The organism is Phaeobacter sp. 11ANDIMAR09 (assembly GCF_001294455.1).
Lineage (GTDB): Bacteria > Pseudomonadota > Alphaproteobacteria > Rhodobacterales > Rhodobacteraceae > Pseudophaeobacter.
Genome location: NZ_LIKT01000002.1, coordinates 281497 through 305909, shown reverse-complemented (window position 1 = coordinate 305909; position 24413 = coordinate 281497). Strand labels below are relative to the sequence as shown.

The window sequence follows — 24413 nt, the reverse complement described above, 5'->3', positions numbered from 1 at the left end:
GGCACCCAGGAACCGCAACAGCGCGGGGTTTTTGAGTTTTGACAACATAAGGGGTCATTCCTTTTGCAAGAATGACCCCTTTTTGGAACGTCCCAGTTTCTGATAGCAGTTTGATATTTAGGTCGTTTCTGATGAAAACACGTCTTACTTGGTCGCCTACCAATCCATTCAATTTGCCTGAACTACTGAACTACTTGTTTTTCTTGTTTCGTACGGAAATCGGCCTTCATCAGCCGGAAACCCGCAGGAAGAACCGGAAACTCGGTCTAAGGTCATTTCCAAGGCGCAATAGCATTTGTTGTCCTCAACGCATTGATACGGTGCACCGATGCGTTGCGCACGGTAGCCTGCGAGCCGTAGGGATCTGCGCAATGGTGGAGGCGAAAGGGAAAGCAAGGCACGGGCACCATTCTGCTTGCCTATCCCGACCAAGCCTCCCACAAGTAATTTGAATGAGGTCAGCCTGTCTGCACCCGGCAATATGGGATTTGTGACCAAACGAGAGCATTCCCATGTGTTGGAAAAATCATAGCCTTTGGGGAAAATTCCAGGCGCGACGGTCGGAACGCGGCCAGCCTCGGCATCCACCAGCAAATTGTGCCAACCGTACCAAGCTGGATCTGAGGGGATTAGGCGAGCGGCGGCGATAAGCTTGTTGCCATCAACAACAAATGAATAGTGGGTGTTCGGGTTGTCGTACTGGTCAATCTCTAGGCTATCATTGTGCCACAACTGCCAGCTCAGCCCGTCCACAAACTGTTCTTTTCGAAATTCAGCATAGTTGTGAAACCACTTCCAGAAATCAGTAGTTTCCGCGTATTTGTAGGTAACAGATTTCAGCATTTTTCCACCTCGTGCAAATCTACATGCTCAAGGTATGCAGGAAATTCAATTTATAGGTGAATCATGCGGCCTCTAGATCACGCTAAATGAGGCCTTCCCGCAAGCACGTGGCTACTAAATGGGCGGGAGTTTTTGTTCCAGTTTTGGCATAGGCTGAATTTCTGCGTGTTCTTACGGTTTCAATTTTCACCCCAAGCGTTGCCGCGATCTCTTGATCACGCAAGCCATCGGCCAGCAGATTGATGACCTCTGTCATTTTGGGATTGAGCTTGGCAGCCTCATATCTCGCGTGTAGGCGGTGAAGCGTTCCCAGGGCCAAAACTAGACGGGGAAGCAATGATTTTGGCCAAACTGGTCCGGCCCCAGAAGCCAGAGACCTACGCCCATTGATCGAAACGCTAAGGGTGTTTCCTTCACCCAGGCCAAATTTGGGGCTTTCCATCATAACCCGGTTGTCGGGATAGTCCGCCGCCAACTGAGACCAAGCAATATGACCGATTTCACTTTGAGCAAATGTGATGGTTGGATCTATGTTGATAAAATCGTTCTCCACATAGTGTTCCACCCAAGGTTCCGGGTATTCCATGTGAACCCAGTCAAACTCTTTCGCTCCAAGATTGACCACGATGGCAAAGCCGGTGGGGCTGACACTTCGAAAGGTATCAAGGCACGCGAGTTCCAGAGGGTCATCCACGGTCAAATCTTTCTATTTTTGAAACTTTCCGCGAGGCGTTCTGCTAGGTCCGGCCGGTTCCCACCAACAGAGCGTTGCAGCATATTCAAGGACGTTAATTTGCTATATGAATCGGGATCTACAAAAATTTCTGTGGGATCAATGCCATTGCAGATGCAAATTGCTGCCAAACTACCCAGTGACGGGTTGAAATTTTTTGACCTTTCTGACAGTGCTTTACTTAGATATTGAGGATTTAGTCCAGCCGGAACCGACGCCTCTCCAATAGGAATTCCAGCGGCTTCCAGGCGCGCCCTGATACGCGATTTAACCGCGCTCAGGTACTCATCAATCCGCAATTTTTCCAATTCATCCATGCATACATTTAAAGGGAATTGGAACTATTTGTCCAGTTTTTCCTCTATAAGTGATATTTTTTACTCCGCAAATAATCCGTGAGTTGTGAAGTTCTCATTAGTTATAACTTGTCATATTGAAAAGTAACTCATACAAACAATCTAAGGTAGAGAAATCTCCGAAGGTTCAGTTATGATGAGTCCAAATCTTGAGTGTGTTCAAATTGATTTGGGAGACCGGACTCTCTCTCAGGTTCTAATGGAAGTCGAGCGCCTATATCTCGAAACCGTTTTGACAAAAGCATGTGGTAACAAAACACTAGCAGCCAAATTTGCAGGTGTATCGCTGTCAACATTTCGCGAAAAGCTCTCACGCTTCACCGTAAAAATGGCCATTTCTCTTGAGTAACCTTGCAGAAATAAGAGATGCGATGATCACCATGGCGCTGGTTATTGAGCGAGATGGCCCGGTCTACCTCCCCCTGTTTTTACGACTTGAAGCAGAAGAAAAAGCGCTACTGCGGAATGAAGCTGGAATGGCGCGGGCACTAAAGCTCGCGGAGAAGTTTGGAGAAGCCTCCCACTCAACCAAGGACAGAACATGCAAAAGGCAGTGAAAGAGATAGCAATAGCCGCCAATGAAATAGCAAAAATCGCGAATGTTGGAGGTGCAGAAGTTGCCGGGTTAATCATTTCGGTTCTGGCAGTAAATCCACGCCTGACTGAGGAATTTACCCGCAAAGGTCCATCAGCTCTTTTGACCCACAACCTATGTTGGGAAAATGGCTGTTTAACCTGGTATGGCCCAGACGGCAGGATCAGATCACCTCAACCCCCAGCGCCCCCACGCTAAAGCGCGATCTTCTCCAATGCCAGGCGCCGCCCTTCCAGCGCCCCACCGTCACCATAACGCGGCCGATTGTACTTGTGACCCAGAATATCAGCCCTCACCCGGTCATCCACTTCGGCTGCCAGAAGCGCATTTTCCACATAGTGGCGCAAAGAATAGGCGACGTGCAACGGCGACTCTTTCAGGTGGTTGTTAGAGAGGTACTTATTCACCGCCGCCGACCATGCCCCCGCCTTGTGTCGATAACGGCAGATCCCACCACGGTGGCCGATCCGGCGCGCCGCTTCGAGCGAGACCCCCAGCAGGGGTATTTCGCGACTGGTGTGAGCCACCTTCAATTCCCGGCCATGCGCAGCAACCCGAAAAAATGGAATGTTGTTGCTTGTCTCAAAATCTTCCAGAGGCGCATCGGTGATTTCACTTGGACGCAGCCCTGTATTGATCATCATAAGAAATACGTCACGCGCTTCATCGTTGAGCCGCGAGAAAGCACCTGGAGCCAGAATCTTGTTCGCGATCCAGTCACGCGTGAAAGGCGGCACACTGCGTTCGTCTCGCCCCTCAAGACGGAGCTTGGCAAAGGGATTGGAAATTTCAGTTTCGGTCAGTTCAGCCCAGGTTCCATAAATCTCAGACAGGTGGCCAAAATCCTTATTGGCACTTTCGATCTTCATGCCGCCCTCAACGCGGGCAGACCACCACTTGCGAAACTTGAGCGCATCAGCACGGGTGATTTCGTCAACGGGGACGCCAACTGGCTCCCCCTGCCCGTTCTTGCGTCCGGTCACTTTCAGAAAGTTTCTGACCGCCCGCTCGCGCGGCAGCTTCCAGCGGTGCTTTTGTGCATCGGACTTTTGCAGATGGCGCGTTCTGGTCAGGCTGTAATAGTCTTCCAAAATTTCGCTTAGAGTCGGCAAGGTTTCTGGTGCCGCACCAAGTATAGCCTTGGTGACCGCCGCTGGCTCTGTCAAACTGCGGCCATCAGCTAGAGACAGAACTCGGTTCACCAGGTCCACAATGTCACCCGCGGCCAAATCATCTATGGGCTTGTAAGAAAGCCCCCTGGCCTCGGCCAGTTTCCGGGCGGTCAGGTAATTCTTGCGCGCACTCTCACTGTCTCCAAGCCGCAGGGCTTCCCATTCTGCAAGGCGCGCCGCCTCAACTTGGCTTGCCTTAGACTGAGCCTCCAACTTACTGTCCGTATACAATGCTTGCCGCACCTGGACTACCGGCTTGCCGGTGACCCCCACCACAAGGCCCTGATAGCGCTTTGGGACACGCTTCACCCAGTAATACCGCCCACGGTTTAAGACTATCCCCATGGGACGCACGCGAGGAAAGAGGGCGCCGAGATCAACCCAAAGTACTTTGCCACTAGGTATATTTTGGCAAAGACGACCAGATAAGCAAAGATCAACAGGGCAGTGTCGATAGCAAGGTGAAAGCCCAAGCGCAAAGACTTGCCACGAAACGCGGCTATGACCTCCGTTTTGCCCACTGCTTCCACCTCCTCCGATCACGTGTGCCAGGTACGAAACCGACAAAATGTTGATGGATTTGTTTATGGAAATGTTGATGGATTAGCGAAGCCAAAGCAATGGGCCTGAAAGCTTGAAGCAGTCAAACTACCAATAATAAAAGTCAAAAATTGAAAAGGCCGATGCTTATAGCATCGGCCTTTTCAAATTACTGGCTGGGGCGGTAGGATTCGAACCTACGATCTTCAGTACCAAAAACTGTTGCCTTACCACTTGGCCACGCCCCATCAGTGAGCGGCGTTCTAGAGTGAGTTTCGGGGGGGCGCAAGAGGGATTTTGAAAAAAGCCAAAACTTTTTTCAAGCCTCTCTTCCACCCCTCAGAACCTAAGGCTGCTCAGCCAGGTTCGGAGACATCTGAATCAGGACAGCCCCCGCGCGCTTTCCGGCCTCTACGGCCTCGTGGGCCTGGCAAGCCTCTGAAATATTGTAGACCTTTTGGATATCGAAATGCAGCGCTCCGGCGCGCAATGCGGCGTGTAGTCGAGAAATTGTCGCCATCCGTTCGCCCGTTGTGAGCAGATAGACAAGGATGATTTCCAACCGAACCGCTTTGAAGAGCAGCGGCAAAAACGGCAGATTTGGAGACATCTCTCGTGCCGAGCCATAGGCGGCAATACAGCCGTTTTCCGCAATCACCTGAGCGTCTGTTTCAATGTTGATGCCAAATTCAACCTCGGCAATGAGATCCACTGGATTGCCTTCGTTGGCCTGCAGGATCTGCTCTGCCAGATCCGTCGAATGGTAGTCCAACACCGCATCCGCCCCAGCAGCCAGAACGCGCTCTCCTGCACTAGGGCTGCAGGTCGCAATGACCCGGGCGCCCCCCCATTTAGCCAGCTGTACCGCAAGAATTCCAACCGTGCCGGCGCCGCCCTGAACCAAGACGGTCTTCCCTGTCACCTCGCCCTGGCCAAAGATCGCAAAGCAGGCTGTGAGACCGGGGATCCCCAAGATGGCCCCCACTTCAAGGCTCACCCCCTCGGGCAAGGCCACCGCCTGTTCGGAGGGCAAAGTGATCTGTTGCGCAGCTGTTCCACAGGATCGGCGGAACTGGCCATTCCAGATCCAGACGCGCTCCCCGATGCGGCTGGCAGGCACGCCCTCCCCCACGGCTGAAATGACGCCAGACCCGTCACTATGTGGAATGATGTAATCCCAGGGAAAGCCCTCAAGTCCCGGCTGGCCCCGGGTGCGGGTTTTTACGTCCGATGGGTTCACCCCGGTAAAGGCCACATCCACAAGCACCTCCCCCCGGGTGGGTTGGGGTGTTGGCAGATCCTCAAGCTGCAGAACTTCAGAAGCAGCGCCAAAGGCGCGATAGGTTATGGCTTTCATTGTCATGTATTCCCTGTGACGTCTGATTGCTCAGCCAGCCAGTCCTTGCCCGGAACAAGTTGCCAAAAGGCTGTGAGCTTGGACCGTAGAATACAGCGCCTGTTCAGGAAGGACAGGGTTCAGAAAGCCTAGAGTTCGCGAATGCTAAGTCGGGTTTCAATCACGACGCAACGAAACGCCGCCAAGGTCGAGCGCGCCCAAACCCAATCGCCATTCGCGGGTTTACGCCCGCCACGCACTGCGGCAGGGCCATTCTGCAATGCCCCTATCTGCAATGCCCCTTTTGGCCCAGGGTCCTGCAGGCGAGGGCAGCAGCCTCAGGCTGGCACGCCGGCCTGCTTCAGGGCATCGGCCCATTCATGGCCTTCCAGCGAGGCCGCGCCAGGATATTCCCGTTGGTACTGGGTCAAATTGAACTGCGGTGAGGCTGCCAGCAGATTCTGAACCGCTTTGCGGGCCTCGCCTTGGCGCCCAGAGAGCTGGAGGGCAATTACCTTGGTACGCAGACTGCCTGGATAGGCAGAATTGGCCTCCAGAGATCGCTCCGCCAGCTCAATAGCGCGATCATAGTTATGGGCTGACAGGTTGGCGGAGGCCGCAACAGAATCAAAATAGTATTTCTGTGGCCCCAGAGGGGTCAGCCTCCGAGCCGCATCGGTAAGTTGTACCGCTTCGATTGCATGTCCCTGATAGGCCCAGGTTGCACCTTTCAGCAAAACCGCCAAGGCTTCGTTTGGGTTGTCCTTCAAAGCCAGATCATAGGAGCCCTGAGCCAGATCAAAATCAAACAACAGATGGCTGGAGATCGCCCCCTTCAAAGTGTGGGCCAGTGAATAGGAGGGATCCGCCTCAAGCGCGGCTCCGGCATATTGGCTGGCCAGACCCGCATCCATTTGGCGGTCGCTGGCAAAGCCTTTTTGAACCCGCAAAACATGCCAGAATCCCATCCAGGCTAGCACCATCGGGTGCTTTGGATCACGGTCAAGCAGGACCTTCAGAATTTCGCGGGCCCGGCCAAAACGGTCCGGTGTCATCTCCTGCATCATGGAAATCGCAGCCATCAACAACATATGACCTTCGAGACTGGAGAGCGGTTTGAAGGCTGTAACCCGTACCGCCTCTCCCACCAGAGTCTGGCTGATCTGGCGCGTTGCCTCAGTTAGCGCATCACTCTGCCCAGCCATCAAATCGGGCAATGGTCCCTCAAAGTGGCGGGACCAGATCACGTGTTCACGCTCGGCATCATGAAGTTCGATCTCGGTCGACATCAACTGCCCATTGGCCCGCACAGTACCGGAAACAAGGTACTTCACACCGGCAACTTCCGACACTTCGGCAGGACGCACCCGCGCCAGATCAAACTGGCGCGACGCCAAATAAGAGGTGACCGTAAAGGCCTGACTACGCGACAGGCTGCGCGACAACTCTTCCGAAATCAATGAGCCTAGCGGCGAGGTATCTTCTCCCGGAGCCAATTGCACAAAGGGAAGTACCGCAATCAGTGGCAGCAATGTCTCATATCGTGGGCGACGTCCCAGTGCGGTGGGTTGACCATTTTGGGCAAAGCCGCGCCCGACTTCCAGCCGTGTTTGCTGCAGCCAGCGGGCAAAATTTGCCTCATAGGGCAGCTCGAAACCCTCCATAAACTCAGCCCCACTGGCACTGTTCTCAAAAGTAACCCGGCTCAGGTCCAGGGTTACTCGTTCTCGATTTGCGCTGATGACCTGCGAAACATTGGGCCCCAGATGGCGCCGCAGAGTGGATAGGGCAGTTCTAAGACTTGCCTTCGCTTGTTCCGGCTGCGCCAGGCTCCAGAGAGTTTGTTCAAGAAAGGCGCGGGTCCGCACCCCTGAATCCGCCATACATAACAACGCCAAAAGCGCCTGGTGCTTCGCCCCTAAAAGTATGGGCGTTCCATCACCCTGCGAAACATTAAAGGCTCCAAACCGACCAACACACAGCAAAACACTCATAACACACACCTGTAAAAACACAGTACGATTAAATTACAACAACACTTCCCTGAATTGTAAATAAAAAAAGATCATTAAATTTCAGTATATAAAAATATAAATTTAGAGCAGGATAGCTTTATACAACTTTTGAGGTACTATTGTCGTAATAGTGCTGTCATGTTGGTGCCAGTATTTCCGAAGTCTTCCTTGCCTTTCCGCTACCCCTCACCCCGTGGAGCAAAACGATATCCGCTCTTTGCTTTCAAAACTCTGCCAATGCCACCTTTTGGAAAATGGTAGCCGATCACCTGCATCTGGTCATGGGCAAGCATGTCCAGCAATCGCCGACGAGTCTTGGCAGCCGTCTCTGCGTCCTGATCGGTTCCAATATGCCATTCCGGCTCGCTAAAGCTCACATGGTGATTGCCGATGGCATCCCCGAGTATCAAGAGGCTTTGCCCCCCGTCTCGTAGCTCAAAAGACATATGCCCAGGTGTATGGCCATAGCTGGCATGGGCCGCAACGCCGGGCAGGATCTCCTGGCCATCGCCAAAGCGGCTCAGGCGTTCCTCCATCACTTCCAGACGGCGGCGGGCGCCAACCGCCATTGAGGCTCTATCGCCAGATATCGTCGAGGCCGTGTTCGGGTCAAACCAATAGTCCCATTCGACCTGCCCCATCATGTATTCCGCATTTGGAAACAGCGGATCGTCAAAATCATCCAGAACCCCCCAAAGATGGTCCGGGTGACAATGGGTAAAGACCACATGCGTGACCTCCTCCGGCCCCACCCCTGCTGCATCAAGCGCCGTGACCAATTGCCCGGCGGTGCTTTGAAAGCCAGGGCCGGACCCCGTATCAAACAGCACCACCCGATCCGCATGGCGCAGCAGGGTTACATTGATCGGCGGATGTATCGGGCCCTGCGCCACTTTGCTCCTTTGCAGGATGCGATCCACCGCGGCCGGGTCCAACCCGGCAAAGAGCATGGATCGTGGCAGGGTCAAGTGACCATCCGATAGGGTCATGACCTGCAGCTCTCCCAAGGAGATCTGGCTTGAAAGCTCAGTTTTTGCCCAGGCCAGTGTTGGCATTCCAATCCCGGCGGTTAGCCCGACAATAAACTCACGACGATCCATTATTTCCCCCAAACCAATTAGCGCCCCTGAGAGCGCAATATACATTCTCACATGTGAATTTATATAAATGTGGGGGTTTGGCAAGAATGCAAAGGCATCAAGGGATAAAATTGGCATTTGAAAAAAGAAAAGGCCCGGCGCAGCTCCTGTGCACCGGGCCTTTCCTGACTTAGCCTGCCTCTTTGGTTACATGCAGAGGCACTTAAACACGCAGCTTACTGGCGGCTCAGCTCTTTCCACTTACCCGCTTCGACGATCGAAATCACGATGTCATCGGCACCACGGTGATCCGAGGCGGAATAGGAGATCTGAGTGTCGGTCAGCGCATCGAAATACTCGAGCGATTCCATGCCTTTGATAAAGGCTTCCTGGGTCAGCTCCTGACCTGCGGCTTCCAGCGCACGTACAACGGTATCCGCTGCCGAATAGCCCAGCATGGCAAAGCCGCTGGCAGGATGGCCGAACTGAGCTTCATACTCCGCAATGAATTTGGCGGGGACTTCGTCTTCGGCACGCGCCGCAAGATCCACCCAGCCAGCGGCCGCATAGAGCCCCTCGGTCACACCACCGGGAACGGCCGCAACCACATCCAGGAAACCAGCCGAGGTGTTGAGGAATTTGACGTCGGTCCAGCCCAGCTTCTTGGCTGTGCCCACAACGGTGATCCCCTGGCGCACGCCCAGAGCCATGGCCACCACATCACAGCCAGCCGCTTTCAGCTTGGTCAGGGAGCCGACAAAATCCAACTCATCCGGCTTGTGGCTGGTTTCGGCGGCATAGGTCAGCCCCAGTTTGGCGGCTGTTTCTTCAGCGCTTTCTTTGATCTCCTTGCCAAAATCCGACGGAATATACATGGCGCAGACTTCTTTGGCATCGAATTCACCCGCCAGATAGGACACGCCGGCGACAACCTGGTCATAGTAGCTGGAGAAGCCAATAAACTTGTTGTCGACCGGATCCTGCAACATCTGGCGTGCCGCCGACAGGGGGCCAATATTTGGAATACCCTTGGGATCCAGCAACTTGAAACCGGCGATATTCATCGGCGTGCCCAGCGACAGCAACATGCCAAAGACCTTGTCGCGGTTCAAAAGCTTGTTGTAGCCCTGCATCGCCCGGGGGATCTGATAGCCATTGTCCTCGACCACAAAACGGATCTGGCGCCCATGCACCCCGCCCGCCTCATTGGCTTCGGCAAAGCGCATATTGGCACCATTGACGGCCGGAACCCCAACCGCCGCAAAGATACCGCTCAGGTCATTGACAGAGCCAAAGACCACTTCGCTATCGGTCACGCCCTGAGTATCGGCCTGCACGGCAGAGCCCGCTGTGAGCGCCAAGGCTCCGGCCATCAATGTGCCCGCCATCACTTTGGATGTAAGTTTCTTCATTCTCATTTCCTCCCTGGATTGGTTCGCAGCGTGTTCAGATCACGCCGTCAATACATGTCGTCGATTAGTGCCTTATGCTTCTTCTCCACAAAACTGCGCTTCAACTTCATCGTCGCTGTCAGCTCGTCATCCTCGGCAGTCAGCAAGACGTTGATCAGGCGGAAATCCTTGATCTGTTCCACCCGGGCAAAATCCTTGTTCACCGCTTCGACTTCTTCGCTGATCTGCTGGACCACCTCCTCCGCGGCACAGAGCGACGCAAAGTCACTAAAGGGTATCTTCCGGTCCTGTGCGAATTTTTCAACATTTTCCTGATCGATCATGATCAGGCAGGTGAGATATTTGCGCTTATCCCCGATCACCACAGCGTCCGAAATATAGTGGCTGAATTTCAATCGGCTTTCGATTTCCGCCGGCGTAATATTTTTGCCGCCTGCCGTAATGATAATATCCTTGATCCGGCCGGTGATGGTCAGAAAGCCCTCCTCATCCACGCGTCCGACATCACCTGTGCGCAGCCAGCCATCTGCCGTATAGGTTTCAGCTGTTTTTTCATTGTTGCGCCAGTAGCCTTGGAAATTGTTATAGCCAAGCGTCTGGATCTCTCCATCCTCTGCGATGCGCAGCTCTACGCCTGGAACCGGCTTGCCAACCGTCCCGGGCTTGTTCTCTTCCAGCGTATTGATGGTCGAGACACCGGCGTTTTCGGTCATCCCGTAGCCCTCGATCAAGGGCACGCCGATGGACCAGTACCATTTCAGCAATTCGGGCGAGATCGGCGCCGCACCGGTCCCCCCGCGCCGCATCTTGTCCATGCCCAGCATCCGGCGCAGGTTGCGCAGCACTGCAAAATCCCAAAAGGCGTATCTGGCCGCCACATTGGCAGGTGGTTCTTTGTTGACCATCATGTATTCGGCCCGCGCCGCACCGGCCTTGAGCGCCTGATGAAAAGCCCAGCGCCCAATTGGTGTGGCTTCCTGCGCCAAAACCAGCACCCGCGAGTAGATTTTCTCCCAGACGCGCGGCACCGCAAAGAAGGTGGCCGGAGAGATCTCCTGCATGTTGTCAAACACCGTTTCCGGGCTTTCGGCAAAATTCACCGTGCTGCTGGCACCCAGGGGAAAGAACACAGAAACATTGCGCTCCAACACGTGGCACAGCGGCAGAAAACACAGTTGTTCATCATCCGGATTTACCGCCAATGCCCGAGCGCCGGATTCCATCGAAGCCATGATGTTTTCATGGCACAGCATCGCCCCCTTGGGCATGCCTGTGGTGCCGGAGGTGTAGATCAGAATAGCCGTATCTTCGGGCTTGGATTTGACGATCTCAGCCTCAAAGCTGCCGGGGTGTTTTTTGTCCTCGGCGCGGCCCAGGGCATAGAGATCTTCGATGAAGAGACATCTGTCGTTGTCCAGGTCATGGAGCCCGTCGCGATCATAAATGATCACCTTGGACAGGCCAGGAACCTGATCGGCGATCTCCAGATATTTATCCAGCTGCTCGTCGTTTTCCACAAAGAGAAAGCGGCTGTCGCTGTCGTTGATTAGATAGGCCAGCTGCTGCGCCGAGTCCGTTGTGTAGACACCCGAGGCAATGCTGCCAACGCCCTGCACGCCCATATCGGTATAAAGCCATTCGCGGCGGTCTTCGCTGAGGATCGAAATAGCTTGCCCCCGCTCCAGGCCCAGTGATTTCAGCCCCAGGCCTATCCATTTGGCGTGATCCCAGTAGTCATTCCAGGAGTAGCTCTTCCAGATGCCCATATCCTTCTCGCGGTGGGCAGTACGCTCTCCCAGCGCCATGCAACGGGTCTGAAACAGCTTTGGTATGGTATCGCATCCGTCGACCAGAATGGGCCTCTGACCCAGTGTCGCATTGTAGGAGACGCCATTGATTTCAATCTGAGCAGCACCCGTCTGCTGTGTGGCATGCATATTCATCTCATCCCCTCCTAGCGCCATGTCTTCTTGCGTTTCCAGCGCTTCTCGCCGCGCTGACCCTCTTCCTGATGGCCCAGATAGAAGGACTTGATGTCGTCGCTTTCCATCAGACGGTCCGCTGAGCCGTCCATCACGATGCGACCGATCTCCATCACATAGCCCACATCCGCGAGGTCCAGCGCAATCCGGGCGTTTTGCTCAACCAGCATCATGGTCACATGCTCTTCGGCGTTCAGGCGGCGCAGAATGGCAAAGATCTCCTGTACCAAAAGCGGCGAGAGCCCGAGGCTTGGTTCGTCCAGCAGCATGATCTGTGGACGCAGCATCAACCCGCGCCCAATCGCCAGCATCTGCTGCTGCCCGCCAGAGAGTGTACCGGCCTCCTGATTGCGACGTTCCGCCAGAATGGGAAAATAGTCAAAGACCATCTCGCGGTCGCGCTCGATCTCGGCCTTGTCAGAGCGGGTATAGGCGCCCAGGCTGAGGTTCTCATCCACCGTTAGCAACGGAAAGACTTCCCGCCCCTCGGGCACATGCACGATGCCATGATCAACAATACGATGCGGTTCTTGGCCCTGAATAGGCTTGCCATTAAACAGGACTTCACCCTTTTCAGGGTCCATAATGCCCGAAATAGTCTTGAGCAGAGTTGATTTACCCGCACCATTGGCGCCCAGAACAGTGACGATCTGTCCTTTGTCCACTTTAAGTGACACCCCCCGGATCGCCATGATCGGCCCATAAAAGCTTTCGAGGTTTTTGATTTCCAGCAAAGCTTCACCCATTAGACTGCCCCCGCGCCGAGATAGGCCTCGATGACCGCCGGATTGGCCTGCACTTCGGCAGGCGTCCCCTCGGCCAGCTTGGCGCCATCCGCCAGGGCCAACACCCGGTCTGAGACCCCTGAGACCAACCCCATGTCATGTTCCACCATTAAAACAGTGATCCCCATCTGTTTGCGAATGTCGTCAATCCACCAGCGCATGTCCTGGGTCTCTTCCACTGATAGCCCAGATGCAGGCTCATCCAGCAACAAAAGGCGCGGCTTTGAGGCCAGGGCACGGCCCAGCTCCACCACCTTGCGCACCCCGTAGGGCAGACCCGCGATCATCTTGTTGCGGTAGGGCTGCAGATCGAGGAAATCGATCACCTCCTCGACAGCCTCGCGATGACGCTCCTCTTCACGCCGCACGCGCGGTGTAAAGAACATCTCTTCCAACAGCGTGGTTTTGCGATGGCGGTGGCGGCCCACCAAAAGGTTCTGCAAAACCGTCGCGTGTTCAAACAGTTCGATGTTCTGAAAGGTGCGCGCAATGCCAAGATCCGCCACCTGATCGGCATCCCGCTCCAAGAGGTTATTGCCGTCAAAAGTAAAGCTGCCTGCAAAAGGCTCGTAAAAGCGCGAGATCAGATTGAAGGCCGTAGATTTGCCCGCCCCGTTGGGGCCAACGATGGCATAGACTTCGCCCTCCTCAACAGAAAAGCTGAGATCATTGACCGCGACCACACCGCCAAATTTGAGCGTGGCATTGTTGATTTCCAAAAGGCTCATCTCAGGCGCTCCGTCTTCAGGTAGGATTTCTGGCGGCGGAACATGTCCTTGCGCGCGAATGGGAACAGCTCAAACCAAGTGCGGATCTTAAGCCATCGCCCGTATATCCCCATCGGTTCAAACAGGATGAAGAGGATCAGGATCATCCCAAAGACCCCAGTCTCGAGCCCGGGAATAGCGACACCGCTGCCCACGACGTTATCTTTCAGGATCGACAGTGCCTGCGGCAGGAAGGCCACCACAACAGCGCCAAAGAAGGCCCCGTGGATAGACCCCAAGCCACCAATCACGATCATCATCAACAGGGTGATGGAAATCACCAGGCTGAAGGTCTCGTTGTTGAAGGTCCCCGCGTAATATCCCATCAGCGCTCCGGCCCAACCAGTGATCATGCAGGACAGGCCAAAGGCCTTGCCCTTGGTGCGGGCAATATGCACGCCCATGGCGGTGGCGGAGACTTCGCTGTCGCGCACGGCAGCAAAGGCACGGCCCAAAGGCGAGCGCAGCAGGTTGCGGTAGAACAGGGTGCAGATGATGGTGACCACCAGAACCAGGTAATAGAACCGCGAGGGCATCGACCAGCGTTCGATCTCAAAGCCAAAGATGGTGATCATCTCTGGGAATTTCCCCGACACACCGCCGCTCCAATGTTCGGTCAGAACGATGATGTCATCGGCCAGCACCGACAGGGCAATGGTGGCAATGGCCAGATAAATCCCATGCAGGCGCAGCACTGGAACTGCGATTAGCAGACCGACAAAGCCGGTTATGATCCCCGCCAGCGGGAAGGCAATAATAAAGGGCACGCCCTGTTCGATCAGGATGGTATTGGCATAACAACCAATCGCCAAGAAAGCCGCATGTCCCAGGCTGGCCTGGCCGGTCTGCCCGGTCAGCAGCATCAGGCCAAGCCCTGCAATGGCCCAGATCAGAACATTGGTAACTTCGCCCAGGTAGAACTCGCCGATCAGATAGGGCAGCGCAAAGGCCAGGGCCAAAAGCGTGCCGTAAACGGAAAAGGTCCAACGGTCAGGAAACAGCCGAATGTCGTGGTGATAGGATGTCTTGAAATGAATACGCATAGGATCACACCTTCTTCACGCGGACCTGGCTGAACAGACCATGGGGTCTGAAAATCAGCACGGCCAGCAACAGCGCATAGGGCGCGATTTGTGAATAACCTGCAGGAAAGTAGCGTGCGGCAAAGGGTTCGATCACCCCAACGATCAGCCCCCCTGCCAGAGCACCGGGCAGCGACCCAAAGCCGCCAATGACCGCCGCTGCAAAGGCCTTGATCCCCAGCAAGCCCGCGTTTGGGTCGATGGCCCCTTTGGAGGCAAACAGAATGCCCGCAACTGCCGCTGTGGCGCCAGACAGGCCCCAGATCAGCCCCTGCACCCGTTTCACCGGAATACCCATGAAATAGGCCGCCATCTGGTTCTGGCTTGCCGCCTGCATCGCCAGCCCCAGCTTGGTGCGCTGGAAAAACTGATACAGGAACCAGGTCATCAGGAAGGTAACAATGATGATGGCAACATCGGCCAGTCCCAGAACCACGCCGCCAATATGAATATCCCCCAAAGCTAGCGGGCTTTCCAAGGTTTGCGGCTCATGGCCCCAGATGATGCCCGCAACAAAACGCAGGACAAAACCCATGGCAATCGTCAGGATCACCACCGCGGTTTGGTTCTGGCCAAAGAGATGACGCAAAACAAAAAGGTCCAGCAAATAGCCAAACACCGCCATGATCGAAATCGTCAGCGGCGCTGCGACCCAGAACGGCAGGTTCATATATTCTGCATTGGTCAGACCAAGGCTGACAAAGGCCCCAATCATCATAAAATCGCCCTGGGCGAAGTTCACCGCCTCGGTCGCTTTGTAGATCAACACGAAGCCAAGCGCGATCAGGCCGTAGACACAGCCATTCGCAAGCCCACTGATCAAGAGCTGCAATACTTCCAAATTTTCCTCCCCCCGCTCCTAAAGAACGGTTCCTTGCCCTGTCTGTTCCGGGCCTTTGCGCCTTTTTAGCGGGATTTCGCATTGCCTCCTCAAGCGGCGGAATCCCAAGCGTCTAAAAACAGACTAAAGAGTATGTTTTTGACCTGTCAATTGGCGAGACCCAGCGTCAAACTCGCAAAAAGCGCCTATTTTTTGCGCCTCTGAGCTCCTAGGCTGATTCTTGTCCAACGTGCCGCTGACCTTCGTCCAGCGGACAAGAAACGTGTTTGCGCGGCATCTTTTTCAGTCCGAAGCCGCAGACAAATACTGGGTCTTACATGTTCACACCCAGACTTGACCGGGTTTTGAACAGCATGACCGCCCCGGCGGATCACCTCCACGCTAGGGGTCCGGGAACGCGCTAGAATGGGATTGCCTCTCATCACGGCAGTCTGATAGGCCCAGATCCATTCCGAACGACGAGCAATGACGTGATGTTAGAACAGATCAGCACCTCAAAGAGCGAGATACTGGATGCTGCCGCCCATTGTTTCATGACATTGGGCGCCAAAAGCGCCTCTGTCGATGATATCGCGACCCATCTGGGTTCGACCAAGGGGCGGATTTATCACCACTTCCCATCCAAGGGGGCCTTGCTTGCAGCCGTGCAGCTGCGGGCGGCATCCTTTACCCATCACGCGGTGGAAAAATTGATCGACACCAGCCAACCAGCTGTCACCTCTCTGGACAGGATGGCGCGTGGCCATGTCTATGAGGTGCTGAAATCGCTGGCCTACCACAAGGTGGTTTTGCAGACCTATACAGGCGGCACCCAACCCAAAAAGGTGACCCAAGTTGAGCAGGACCTGCAAGAGCAGCTGCGCACCGGCCAACGCCAATACGAGCTGCTGTTTCGCGACGAAGTGGCCCGCGGCATTGCCGAGGGGAGCATTCAGAACCGCAACCTCACGGTTGCTGTGGCCGGGCTGATGTTGATCCTCAACTCTCCGGTCTTCTGGTTTCGGCCTGAACGCGGTGCCTCGCAGGAATTCATTGATACAATTGCCCGCGACATCAGCAGCATGGCGCTGGCCAGCCTGAGAGCCTGACACTCGCTACCGCCTCTTCTGATCAGCCACACAGGTCCCGCAGGCAGGCGCAAAACCGGGCGCCCGTTGCCGACAGCTGATGTTCACTGCGAATACACAGCCCCACAGGTCCCAGGGTGCTGGTGGTGTCCAGCGGCAGCTCGTGCACTATCCCAGCTGCGAGGTCGGCACGTACCACCCCCTGGCTGATGAACCAGATTGCGCCATGATCCAGCACAAAGCGCCGCCCAAAGGTGGCCGAGACCGTCTCGATGGGGGCCTGCGGCATCACCAGTCCTTGCTCCAGAAACATTTGCTCCACCAGAGGGCGAATAATCGACCCCTGCGCAGGCATCAGCACCGGATAGGATTGTAGCGCCTCAACCGGTAGATGGCCCAAACCCGCCAGCGGATGCTCTGATGCCACAACCACGGCCACCCGTTCGTGAAACAGCGGCTCAAAATCTATCCCCACCATGCGTTCAGGCGCAGGCAGCCGGCCTACGACCAGATCCAGGTCCCCCCGCCGCAGCTGATCCAGAAGATACTGATTGCCACCGGTGTTCACCAGAAACCGGCTGCGGGCCATACCAGCCTGCATCTGGGCCAGGGCGTCCGGCACCAGCGTAGCGGACACTGTCGGCAAGGCGCCGATACGCAGTTGCGGCCCCTCATCGGCTTCCAGCCCCTGCAACATCGCAACCCCGTCTCGCGCCAAGGCAAGGCTGCGCCCAGCATGATGGCGAAACATTTCCCCATAGGGCGACAGGCGAATACCCCGCCCATGGCGCTCCACCAAGGGCTTGCCGCAGACCGCCTCTAGCTCGCGCAGAGCACGGGTTACGGCCGGCTGGGTCATGCCCAGCGCCTCGGCTGCCTGGGTGACACTGGTTTGACGGGCCACTTCGACAAAAACTTCGAGATGGCGCAATTTGAGATGAGCCGATAAACGCATATCATTTCCGCAATGCAAACATGTATATATTCGCATTATACAGCACAATTTTGATATGTGATACTCCCTGAGACTGCAAACCAGAGGGCACCCCCTATGAGCAACACCAGATATGACCAGGGCATGAAGACCCGTCGCGCGGTTTTGGGCGACGCCCATGTGGACCGGGCCGAGGAGGCCAAGACCGAAATGGATCAGGCCTTTCAAGCCCTGATCACCGAAGGCGCCTGGGGCACTGTCTGGTCATCGGATGCCATTGCGCCACGCGAACGCTCGATGTTGACCCTGGCCTTGCTGGCCGCCCTGGGAAACTTTGACGAGATCCCCATGCATATCCGCGCCACCGCCCGCACCGGCGCCAGCAAGTCGGATGTGTTGGAAGCCTTTCAGCATGTGGCGATCTATGCGGGCGTGCCCCGCGCCAACCACGCACTGAAACTTGCCAAACAAACCTATGCGGAAATGGAAGCCGACGCCGCCGCAGCCAAGGCCTGAGGAGGAAAACCACAATGACCCAGACACCAAAGAAACAGGGCGAGTTCTACCAGCGCGACCGCCGTTGGCACCCCCCAGCCTATGACAAGGACTACAAGACCTCTGTGGCGCGCTCGCCCAAACTGTCGCTGATAAGCTTGGAGAATACTCCCAGCGAAATCACCGGCCCCCGCTTTGGCCACGGCGACATGACACCGATCGACAACGATCTGTTGTCCAACTATGCCCAGCCAGACCAAAGCCCCATTGGTGAGCGCATCATCGTGCATGGCCGGGTTTTGGATGAAAACGCCCGTCCGGTGCCAAACACCCTGGTCGAGATCTGGCAGGCCAATGCCTCTGGCCGTTATCGCCACAAGAAAGACAGCTATCTGGGCGCCATTGATCCAAACTTTGGTGGCTGCGGTCGCACCATGACCGATGAGAACGGCTACTACTATTTTCGCACCGTCAAACCCGGTGCCTACCCCTGGCGCAATTGGGTCAATGACTGGCGCCCTGCCCATATCCATGTCTCGGTCTTTGGCACTGGCTTTGCCCAACGCCTGATCACCCAGCTTTATTTTGAGGGCGACCCGTTGGTCAAAACCTGCCCCATCGTGGCGACAATTCCCGACCCGGAAGCGATCGAGCAGCTGATTGCCAAGCTCGACATGAACGCCACCATTCCGCTGGATACCATCGCCTATAAATTCGACATCGTGCTGCGCGGCCGCCGCTCAACCCTGTTTGAAAACCGTCTGGAGGGGAACTAATGCCACAATCACTTGACTATCTGAAAGAAACCCCTTCGCAGACCGCTGGCCCCTATGTGCATATCGGCCTCGCCCCAGGCGCGGCTGGGTTTCAGATCTACGATCAGGAGTTGGGCCAGGACATCGCAGGCCCCAATGCAACGGGTGAACGCATCCGTGTCGAGGGCTTGGTCATCGACGGCACCGGATCCCCCGTCAAGGACGTGCTGCTAGAGGTCTGGCAGGCCAATGCAGATGGTGTCTATCCACACCCAGAACATGCCGGACATGAGAGCGTTGAGGAAGGCTTTCGTGGCTGGGGCCGGGTGATCACCAATTTTGAAACCGGCGAATGGGCGTTTGATACGGTCAAACCCGGCGCCCTGATGGGCCGCAATGGCCAGATGATGGCACCGCATATCAACCTGTGGATCGTCGCTCGCGGCATCAATGTGGGCCTGAACACCCGGCTTTATTTTGACGATGAGGCAGAGGCCAATGCGGCTGATCCGGTGATCAATGTGATTGAATGGGAAAAGCGCCGCGAGACGTTGATTGCAAAACGCAGTGAACGCGACGGTGAGACGGTGTATCGTTTCGACATCCGCCTGCAGGGCGGTGATGAAACCGTCTTTTTTGACATCTAAAGGGAGCATTCATGACCATCTCCAGCCAGGGCAAACCCTGTATCATCTGCGTTGCCATCACCGGATCCGTGCCCCGCAAGGAGCACAATCCGGCGGTGCCCACCACCCTTGCGGAACAGATTGAAAGCACCCAAGCGGCGTTTGAAGCTGGTGCCTCGATTGCCCATTGCCATGTGCGCAACGACGATCAGACGCCTTCTTCTGATCCGGAGCGCTTTGGCCTCTTGCTGGAAGGGCTGAACAAGCACTGCCCTGGCATGATCGTGCAGCTCTCCACTGGCGGGCGCTCTGGCGCAGGCAAGGAGCGCGGCGGCATGCTGTCTTTGCGCCCCGACATGGCTTCGCTATCTGTAGGGTCCAACAACTTCCCCACCCGCGTGTATGAGAACCCGCCGGAGCTCGTGGACTGGTTGGCTTCCGAAATGCAAACCTATGAGGTTAAGCCCGAGATCGAAGCCTTTGATCTGAGCCATATCCACCAAGCGGTGAAAATGAATCAGGACGGGCGCATACAGGGCAAGCTCTATGTGCAATTTGTCATGGGCGTCAAAAACGCCATGCCGGTGGACCGCGAAACTTTTGATTTCTATATTAAAACCGTTCAACGCCTGGCGCCAGAGGCCGAATGGTGCGGCGCAGGGATCGGCCCCGGCCAGATCCAGATCAATGAATGGGCCATCGCCGCAGGGGGTCATACCCGCACCGGACTTGAGGATAACCTGCGCCTTACCCGCGAAACCCTTGCGCCTTCCAACGCTGCCCTGGTCCAGCGGGCCGTTGATCTGTGCGACAAATACGAGCGCCCCGTCGCCAGCTGGCAACAAGCCCGCGAGATACTAGGTTTGCGCCCACAATAATCAAGCTGCGCGGCGAAGGGCTGATCCTCATATCAGTCCTCGCCGCTCGTCCATTTTGGAACGCTGCCGATCCGCTATCGGGCAAGCGTCATGAAACTCAAACATTTCTGTCAAAAATCCATTACCGGTGACCGCTAGCTGCCCTCCAGACCAACTGGAGACACAGCCAATGCTGCACCCTGCCTTTGCCGCCCCCGGCACCTTTCATCGCGGAAATCTGCACACCCATTCCAACCGTTCGGATGGGGTTTTGGATCCCGCGGAGGTGTGCCGCCGCTACAAATCCGAAGGCTATGATTTCATCGCGCTGACCGATCACTTTGTTGGCCGTTATGAATACCCCATCACAGATACCGCCGCCTTTCGCGATGAGGTCTTTACCACCCTCCTCGGCGCTGAAGTGCATTCCGGAGCAATGGAAAACGGTGAATTGTGGCATCTGTTGGCCGTGGGCCTGCCCGCAGATTTTGCCCCCTCCAACTCCCCTGACTTCCATCCCGTCGAGGGGCAGGAAACCGGGCCGGAGCTAGCGCAGCGTGCGCGCGATGCCGGAGCCTTTGTGGCCGTGGCGCATCCCCATTGGTCCGGGCTGACTCGGACCGATGCCAATTCGATCAAGGCCGCCCATGCAGTGGAAATCTATAACCATGGCTGTGCCGTGGAATGTGACCGTGGCGAGGGTCTGCATGTTGCGGACCTGCTGCTGTCCGAAGGGCGCGATCTGACCTTCATCGCCACTGATGATGCCCATTTTTCAGGCCCCGACCATTTTGGCGGCTGGGTCATGGTCAAGGCCGAGGCCAATGAACCCGAACTGCTTCTCGAAGCCTTAAAGGCAGGGCATTTTTATTCTTCTCAGGGGCCTGAACTCAAAGCTCTCGCCGTGAATGATGGTTTTGTCGATCTGGCCTGTTCGGCGGTTTCCACCGTTATCGTTCAGGGGCACGGGTCTGCTGCCGTGTCGCAGCACGGTAATAGCCTGACCCAGGCACGCATCCCGCTGGACCGTTTCAAAGACAGCGCCTGGCTGCGGGTCACGGTGATTGATCGCGCTGGCAAGCGAGCTTGGTCCAATCCGATTTGGCGCTAGCCGCACCTCAGACAGTACAGGCCGCCCTGTTAAACCTTGCCGGAGAGATCCTTCAGGATCGGGCAATCAGGGCGGCTGTCACCTGCGCAGCAATGAACCAGCTCGGTCAGGGTGTCGCGCATCGCCTGAAGATCAGCGATCTTGGTTTCGATCTTGCACAGGTGTTCTTGGGCCAGGCGTTTCACATCACCGCTGGCCCGGCTTTCATCCTCGTAGAGCGCCATCAACATGCGGCAGTCTTCGATGGTAAAGCCCAGCGCCCGCGCCCGCCCCAGAAAGGCCAGCTTGTGCAGATCTGCCTCGACAAAACAGCGATAGCCGTTTTCGCTGCGCTGCGGTTTGATCAGCCCGATATCCTCGTAATAGCGGATGGTCTTGGCCGGCAGTCCCGAGCGGGTTGCAACATCACCAATATTCATGCGGACCTCATTCTATGCCATCAGGTAGCAGGGCGGAGCGAAGCAGCGCCGGGTTTCGGCAGCACTGCCACTTCATTTAAGCTAGATTTCACGTGATGCAAGCGCAGGGCGTTGCTGAGGACAAAGACGCTGGACAGGGCCATGGCCCCCGCCGCCAGGACCGGCGACAGCAAAGGTCCGCCAAAGGGATACAGCACCCCCGCCGCCACAGGCACCAGCAACACGTTGTAACCAAAGGCCCAGAGCAGATTCTGCTTGATATTGCGCAGAGTGGCACGGCTGACCGTCAAGGCATCCTCCACCGCGCGCAGATCACCCGAGACCAGCACCACATCTGCGGCTTCAATCGCCACATCTGTGCCAGTGCCGATGGCCATGCCCACGTCTGCTGCCGCCAAGGCCGGCGCATCGTTGAGCCCATCGCCAACAAAGGCAAGCGTCCCGTAGCCGTCTTGCAGATCCTTCAGCGCCGCGACCTTGTCGCCTGGCAGGCATTCAGCGCGGATCGCATCAATGCCCAGTCGCGCGGCAATAGCCTGCGCCGTGGCCTCGGCATCGCCAGTTATCATTGCCACCTTCAGCCCCTGCCCCTGCAAAGCCCGGATCGCCTCTGGCGTGCCCTCTTTGATCGGATCCGCCACTGCCAGAGCGGCAGCGGCCTGACCCTCAATCGCCACATAGAAGGGTGTCTCCCCTGCCGCGGCCCAGAGGGCTGCGGTCTTGGTCAACGGGCCAAAATCAATGCCTTCGCGCTGCATCAAGCGCGCAGCCCCAATCAGGATCTTCTGCCCCTCAACCTGCGCCTGTAGGCCATAGCCGGGAATGGCCTCGACACTGTCGGCCTTGGGCAGGTCCTTGCCTGCCGCCTGCACAAGCGCCTTGGCGATGGGGTGTTCCGACTGGGCCTCGGCGGCACCGATCAGGCGCAACACCGCGTCGCGGGTAAAGCCTGTGGCGGGCGCCAGATTGGTCAGGGCCGGATGTCCCTCGGTCAGGGTGCCAGTCTTATCCAAGGCAACCACCCGAACCGATTGCAGCTTTTGCAGGGCGTCACCTTTGCGAAACAACACCCCCATCTGTGCGGCGCGCCCAATACCCACCATGATCGAGGTCGGCGTCGCCAGTCCCATGGCACAGGGGCAGGCAATGATCAGCACCGACACCCCGGCCACCAGCGCCAGTGGCAAGGCCGGTTCCGGCCCAAAGACCAGCCAGACCACTACCGTCAGCGCCGCTGCCAGCAGCACTGCAGGCACAAACCACAGGGTGATGCGGTCCACCAACCCCTGCACCGGAAGTTTGGCGCCTTGCGCCTGTTCGACCATCTGGATGATCTGCGCCAGGGCTGTCTCGCGGCCCACATGGGTGGCGCGGAATTCCAGCACAGCGGATCCATTCACCGTCCCCGCGGACAGGCGCGCCCCCCGGCTCTTCTCTACCGGAACCGCCTCGCCGCTCAACATGCTTTCATCCACAAAGGAACTGCCCGAAGTCACCTCACCGTCCACCGCAATGCGGGCGCCCGGGCGCAGCCGGATCAGATCCCCCGGAGCGATATCTTCAACCGGCGTTTCAATCACGCTATCACCGCTGATCAATTCAGCGGTTTTGGGTTGCAGTGAAACGAGTTTACGGATCGCGGCCCCGGTCCGCCCCTTGGCGCGGGCCTCCAACAGACGCCCCACCAGGATCAATACCACGATGACACAGGCGGCCTCAAAATAGACATTGGCGGAACCCGGCGGCAAAAGCTGCGGAAAGAAGGTTGAGATCACCGAGAACCCATAGGCGGCCGCCGTTCCCAATGCCACGAGGGCATTCATGTCCGGTGCGCCGCGCAGCAGGGCCGGCACGCCTTTGCTGTAAAACTGACGACCCGGCCCGATCAGCACCAGAGTGGCAAGCACAAATTGCAACAGATAGCTGTTGCTATGGCCGATATTGGCCATCACCCAGTGATGCAAGCCCGGGATCATATGGCTGCCCATTTCGATGACAAAAACCGGCAGCGTCAAAACCGCAGCGACCATTACCTGACGGGCCAGCGTGGTGATTTCCTGCTCGCGGCGCTGTTTCGTCTGCTCCGCCGCATCCACTTCTGCGCCCCGCAAGGAGGCCGGATAGCCCGCTTTGGTGCAGGCCGCCCGCAGGTCCGCGGCACGAATGGCCCCTGTCAGATAGCTGATCTCTGCCCGTTCGGTGGCCAGGTTCACCTCAGCCGAGACGACACCGGGAACCGCCCGCAGGGCTGCTTCTGCCCGCCCCACACAGGAGGCGCAGCTCAGGCCTTCGACATCAAGGCTCAACCGGGACAGGGCGGCCGGGTAGCCGGCCTGTTCCAGGGCCGTGACCAGCACAACCGGTTCAAGGTCCGGCGCAGCCTGAACCTGGCCCTTGGCCGTCGCCAGATTGACTGAGGCCTCCGTCACACCCGGGAGCGCAGCCAGGGCTTTTTGAGCCCGCCCAGCACAGCCTGCACAGTTCAATCCGGTGATTTGCAAAGAAATTTGGCGCTGTTCCATGATGGGAATCCCGAGTGCTGTGCTGTTGTTGTGATCGGATATGGGGCTTCCAGCGAGGGGAAGGTCAAGCCCGTGAGCGGCAGAAAATT

The 24413-nt window shown here is 56.7% G+C and carries 24 protein-coding genes and 1 tRNA gene; 8 read left to right on the top strand and 17 right to left on the bottom strand.

Features of this window, described 5'->3' with window-relative positions:
- Positions 1 to 168 precede the first annotated feature (168 nt).
- The 3 genes from AN476_RS02950 to AN476_RS22785 form a co-directional block, all read right to left on the bottom strand.
- Positions 169 to 843 carry an acyl-homoserine-lactone synthase gene (locus tag AN476_RS02950; RefSeq protein ID WP_054459419.1) on the bottom strand — a complete coding sequence of 225 codons (675 nt, stop codon included), beginning with the start codon at positions 841 to 843 and terminating at the stop codon, positions 169 to 171.
- A gap of 82 nt (positions 844 to 925) precedes the next feature.
- The gene (locus tag AN476_RS02945; protein WP_157063665.1) at positions 926 to 1537 is read right to left on the bottom strand and encodes an autoinducer binding domain-containing protein; all 612 of its coding nucleotides are present in this window, start codon (positions 1535 to 1537) and stop codon (positions 926 to 928) included.
- 2 nt (positions 1538 to 1539) lie between these two features.
- The gene (locus AN476_RS22785; protein ID WP_157063664.1) at positions 1540 to 1893 is read right to left on the bottom strand and encodes a helix-turn-helix transcriptional regulator; all 354 of its coding nucleotides are present in this window, start codon (positions 1891 to 1893) and stop codon (positions 1540 to 1542) included.
- A 172-nt stretch (positions 1894 to 2065) separates the two neighbouring features.
- Between AN476_RS22785 and AN476_RS23520 the strand changes: the two genes are divergently transcribed.
- A complete protein-coding gene (locus AN476_RS23520; protein WP_083464212.1) occupies positions 2066 to 2281 on the top strand; it encodes a helix-turn-helix domain-containing protein in 216 nt (71 codons plus the stop codon).
- Between the two features lie 22 nt (positions 2282 to 2303).
- Positions 2304 to 2489, top strand: a complete 186-nt coding sequence (locus AN476_RS02940) for a hypothetical protein (RefSeq protein ID WP_054459415.1) — start codon at positions 2304 to 2306, stop codon at positions 2487 to 2489.
- Positions 2490 to 2721: 232 nt separating this feature from the next.
- Here the strand turns inward: AN476_RS02940 and AN476_RS02935 are convergent, their stop codons facing one another.
- From AN476_RS02935 to AN476_RS02880, 11 genes are all read right to left on the bottom strand, one after another.
- A complete protein-coding gene (locus AN476_RS02935) occupies positions 2722 to 4242 on the bottom strand; it encodes a DUF6538 domain-containing protein (RefSeq protein ID WP_157063663.1) in 1521 nt (506 codons plus the stop codon).
- A 170-nt stretch (positions 4243 to 4412) separates the two neighbouring features.
- Positions 4413 to 4487, bottom strand: a tRNA-Gln gene (locus AN476_RS02925).
- Positions 4488 to 4585: 98 nt separating this feature from the next.
- Positions 4586 to 5596 carry an NADPH:quinone reductase gene (locus tag AN476_RS02920; protein ID WP_054459408.1) on the bottom strand — a complete coding sequence of 337 codons (1011 nt, stop codon included), beginning with the start codon at positions 5594 to 5596 and terminating at the stop codon, positions 4586 to 4588.
- 317 nt (positions 5597 to 5913) lie between these two features.
- Positions 5914 to 7569 (bottom strand): transcriptional regulator, encoded by a 1656-nt coding sequence (locus tag AN476_RS02915; RefSeq protein WP_054459405.1) that lies wholly within the window; start codon positions 7567 to 7569, stop codon positions 5914 to 5916.
- 200 nt (positions 7570 to 7769) lie between these two features.
- Positions 7770 to 8690 (bottom strand): MBL fold metallo-hydrolase, encoded by a 921-nt coding sequence (locus AN476_RS02910; protein ID WP_083464208.1) that lies wholly within the window; start codon positions 8688 to 8690, stop codon positions 7770 to 7772.
- A 215-nt stretch (positions 8691 to 8905) separates the two neighbouring features.
- The gene (locus AN476_RS02905) at positions 8906 to 10081 is read right to left on the bottom strand and encodes an ABC transporter substrate-binding protein (protein WP_054459403.1); all 1176 of its coding nucleotides are present in this window, start codon (positions 10079 to 10081) and stop codon (positions 8906 to 8908) included.
- A 47-nt stretch (positions 10082 to 10128) separates the two neighbouring features.
- Positions 10129 to 12024: a long-chain fatty acid--CoA ligase gene (locus AN476_RS02900; protein WP_054459487.1), complete on the bottom strand. Its 1896-nt coding sequence runs from the start codon at positions 12022 to 12024 to the stop codon at positions 10129 to 10131.
- 11 nt (positions 12025 to 12035) lie between these two features.
- Positions 12036 to 12809, bottom strand: a complete 774-nt coding sequence (locus AN476_RS02895) for an ABC transporter ATP-binding protein (RefSeq protein WP_054459401.1) — start codon at positions 12807 to 12809, stop codon at positions 12036 to 12038.
- The gene (locus AN476_RS02890; protein ID WP_054459399.1) at positions 12809 to 13576 is read right to left on the bottom strand and encodes an ABC transporter ATP-binding protein; all 768 of its coding nucleotides are present in this window, start codon (positions 13574 to 13576) and stop codon (positions 12809 to 12811) included. Before AN476_RS02890 ends, AN476_RS02895 begins: the two co-directional genes overlap by 1 nt.
- On the bottom strand, positions 13573 to 14658 hold the full coding sequence (locus AN476_RS02885; protein ID WP_054459397.1) for a branched-chain amino acid ABC transporter permease: 1086 nt from the start codon (positions 14656 to 14658) through the stop codon (positions 13573 to 13575). Before AN476_RS02885 ends, AN476_RS02890 begins: the two co-directional genes overlap by 4 nt.
- A gap of 4 nt (positions 14659 to 14662) precedes the next feature.
- Positions 14663 to 15538: a branched-chain amino acid ABC transporter permease gene (locus AN476_RS02880; RefSeq protein ID WP_054459394.1), complete on the bottom strand. Its 876-nt coding sequence runs from the start codon at positions 15536 to 15538 to the stop codon at positions 14663 to 14665.
- 473 nt (positions 15539 to 16011) lie between these two features.
- Between AN476_RS02880 and AN476_RS02875 the strand changes: the two genes are divergently transcribed.
- Positions 16012 to 16626, top strand: coding sequence for a TetR/AcrR family transcriptional regulator (locus AN476_RS02875; protein ID WP_054459391.1), 615 nt, complete (start codon positions 16012 to 16014; stop codon positions 16624 to 16626).
- 22 nt (positions 16627 to 16648) lie between these two features.
- Here AN476_RS02875 and pcaQ read toward each other — a convergent pair whose 3' ends face one another.
- Positions 16649 to 17560, bottom strand: coding sequence for a pca operon transcription factor PcaQ (gene pcaQ, locus AN476_RS02870; protein ID WP_054459389.1), 912 nt, complete (start codon positions 17558 to 17560; stop codon positions 16649 to 16651).
- Positions 17561 to 17656: 96 nt separating this feature from the next.
- Between pcaQ and pcaC the strand changes: the two genes are divergently transcribed.
- The 5 genes from pcaC (at position 17657) to AN476_RS02845 (ending at position 21383) form a co-directional block, all read left to right on the top strand.
- Positions 17657 to 18055 (top strand): 4-carboxymuconolactone decarboxylase, encoded by a 399-nt coding sequence (gene pcaC, locus AN476_RS02865; protein ID WP_054459387.1) that lies wholly within the window; start codon positions 17657 to 17659, stop codon positions 18053 to 18055.
- Between the two features lie 14 nt (positions 18056 to 18069).
- Complete coding sequence (pcaH, locus tag AN476_RS02860) at positions 18070 to 18810, top strand: protocatechuate 3,4-dioxygenase subunit beta (RefSeq protein ID WP_054459384.1); 741 nt, start codon at positions 18070 to 18072, stop codon at positions 18808 to 18810.
- The gene (gene pcaG, locus AN476_RS02855; RefSeq protein ID WP_054459382.1) at positions 18810 to 19436 is read left to right on the top strand and encodes a protocatechuate 3,4-dioxygenase subunit alpha; all 627 of its coding nucleotides are present in this window, start codon (positions 18810 to 18812) and stop codon (positions 19434 to 19436) included. Before pcaH ends, pcaG begins: the two co-directional genes overlap by 1 nt.
- Before the next feature lie 11 nt (positions 19437 to 19447).
- Positions 19448 to 20293 (top strand): 3-keto-5-aminohexanoate cleavage protein, encoded by an 846-nt coding sequence (locus AN476_RS02850; protein ID WP_054459380.1) that lies wholly within the window; start codon positions 19448 to 19450, stop codon positions 20291 to 20293.
- Between the two features lie 169 nt (positions 20294 to 20462).
- The gene (locus AN476_RS02845) at positions 20463 to 21383 is read left to right on the top strand and encodes a PHP domain-containing protein (RefSeq protein WP_054459378.1); all 921 of its coding nucleotides are present in this window, start codon (positions 20463 to 20465) and stop codon (positions 21381 to 21383) included.
- A gap of 29 nt (positions 21384 to 21412) precedes the next feature.
- On the opposite strand, the gene cueR is transcribed toward AN476_RS02845, so the two are convergent.
- Positions 21413 to 21802 carry a Cu(I)-responsive transcriptional regulator gene (cueR, locus tag AN476_RS02840; RefSeq protein WP_054459375.1) on the bottom strand — a complete coding sequence of 130 codons (390 nt, stop codon included), beginning with the start codon at positions 21800 to 21802 and terminating at the stop codon, positions 21413 to 21415.
- Positions 21803 to 21822: 20 nt separating this feature from the next.
- Positions 21823 to 24324 carry a heavy metal translocating P-type ATPase gene (locus tag AN476_RS02835; RefSeq protein WP_054459373.1) on the bottom strand — a complete coding sequence of 834 codons (2502 nt, stop codon included), beginning with the start codon at positions 24322 to 24324 and terminating at the stop codon, positions 21823 to 21825.
- Positions 24325 to 24413 lie beyond the last annotated feature (89 nt).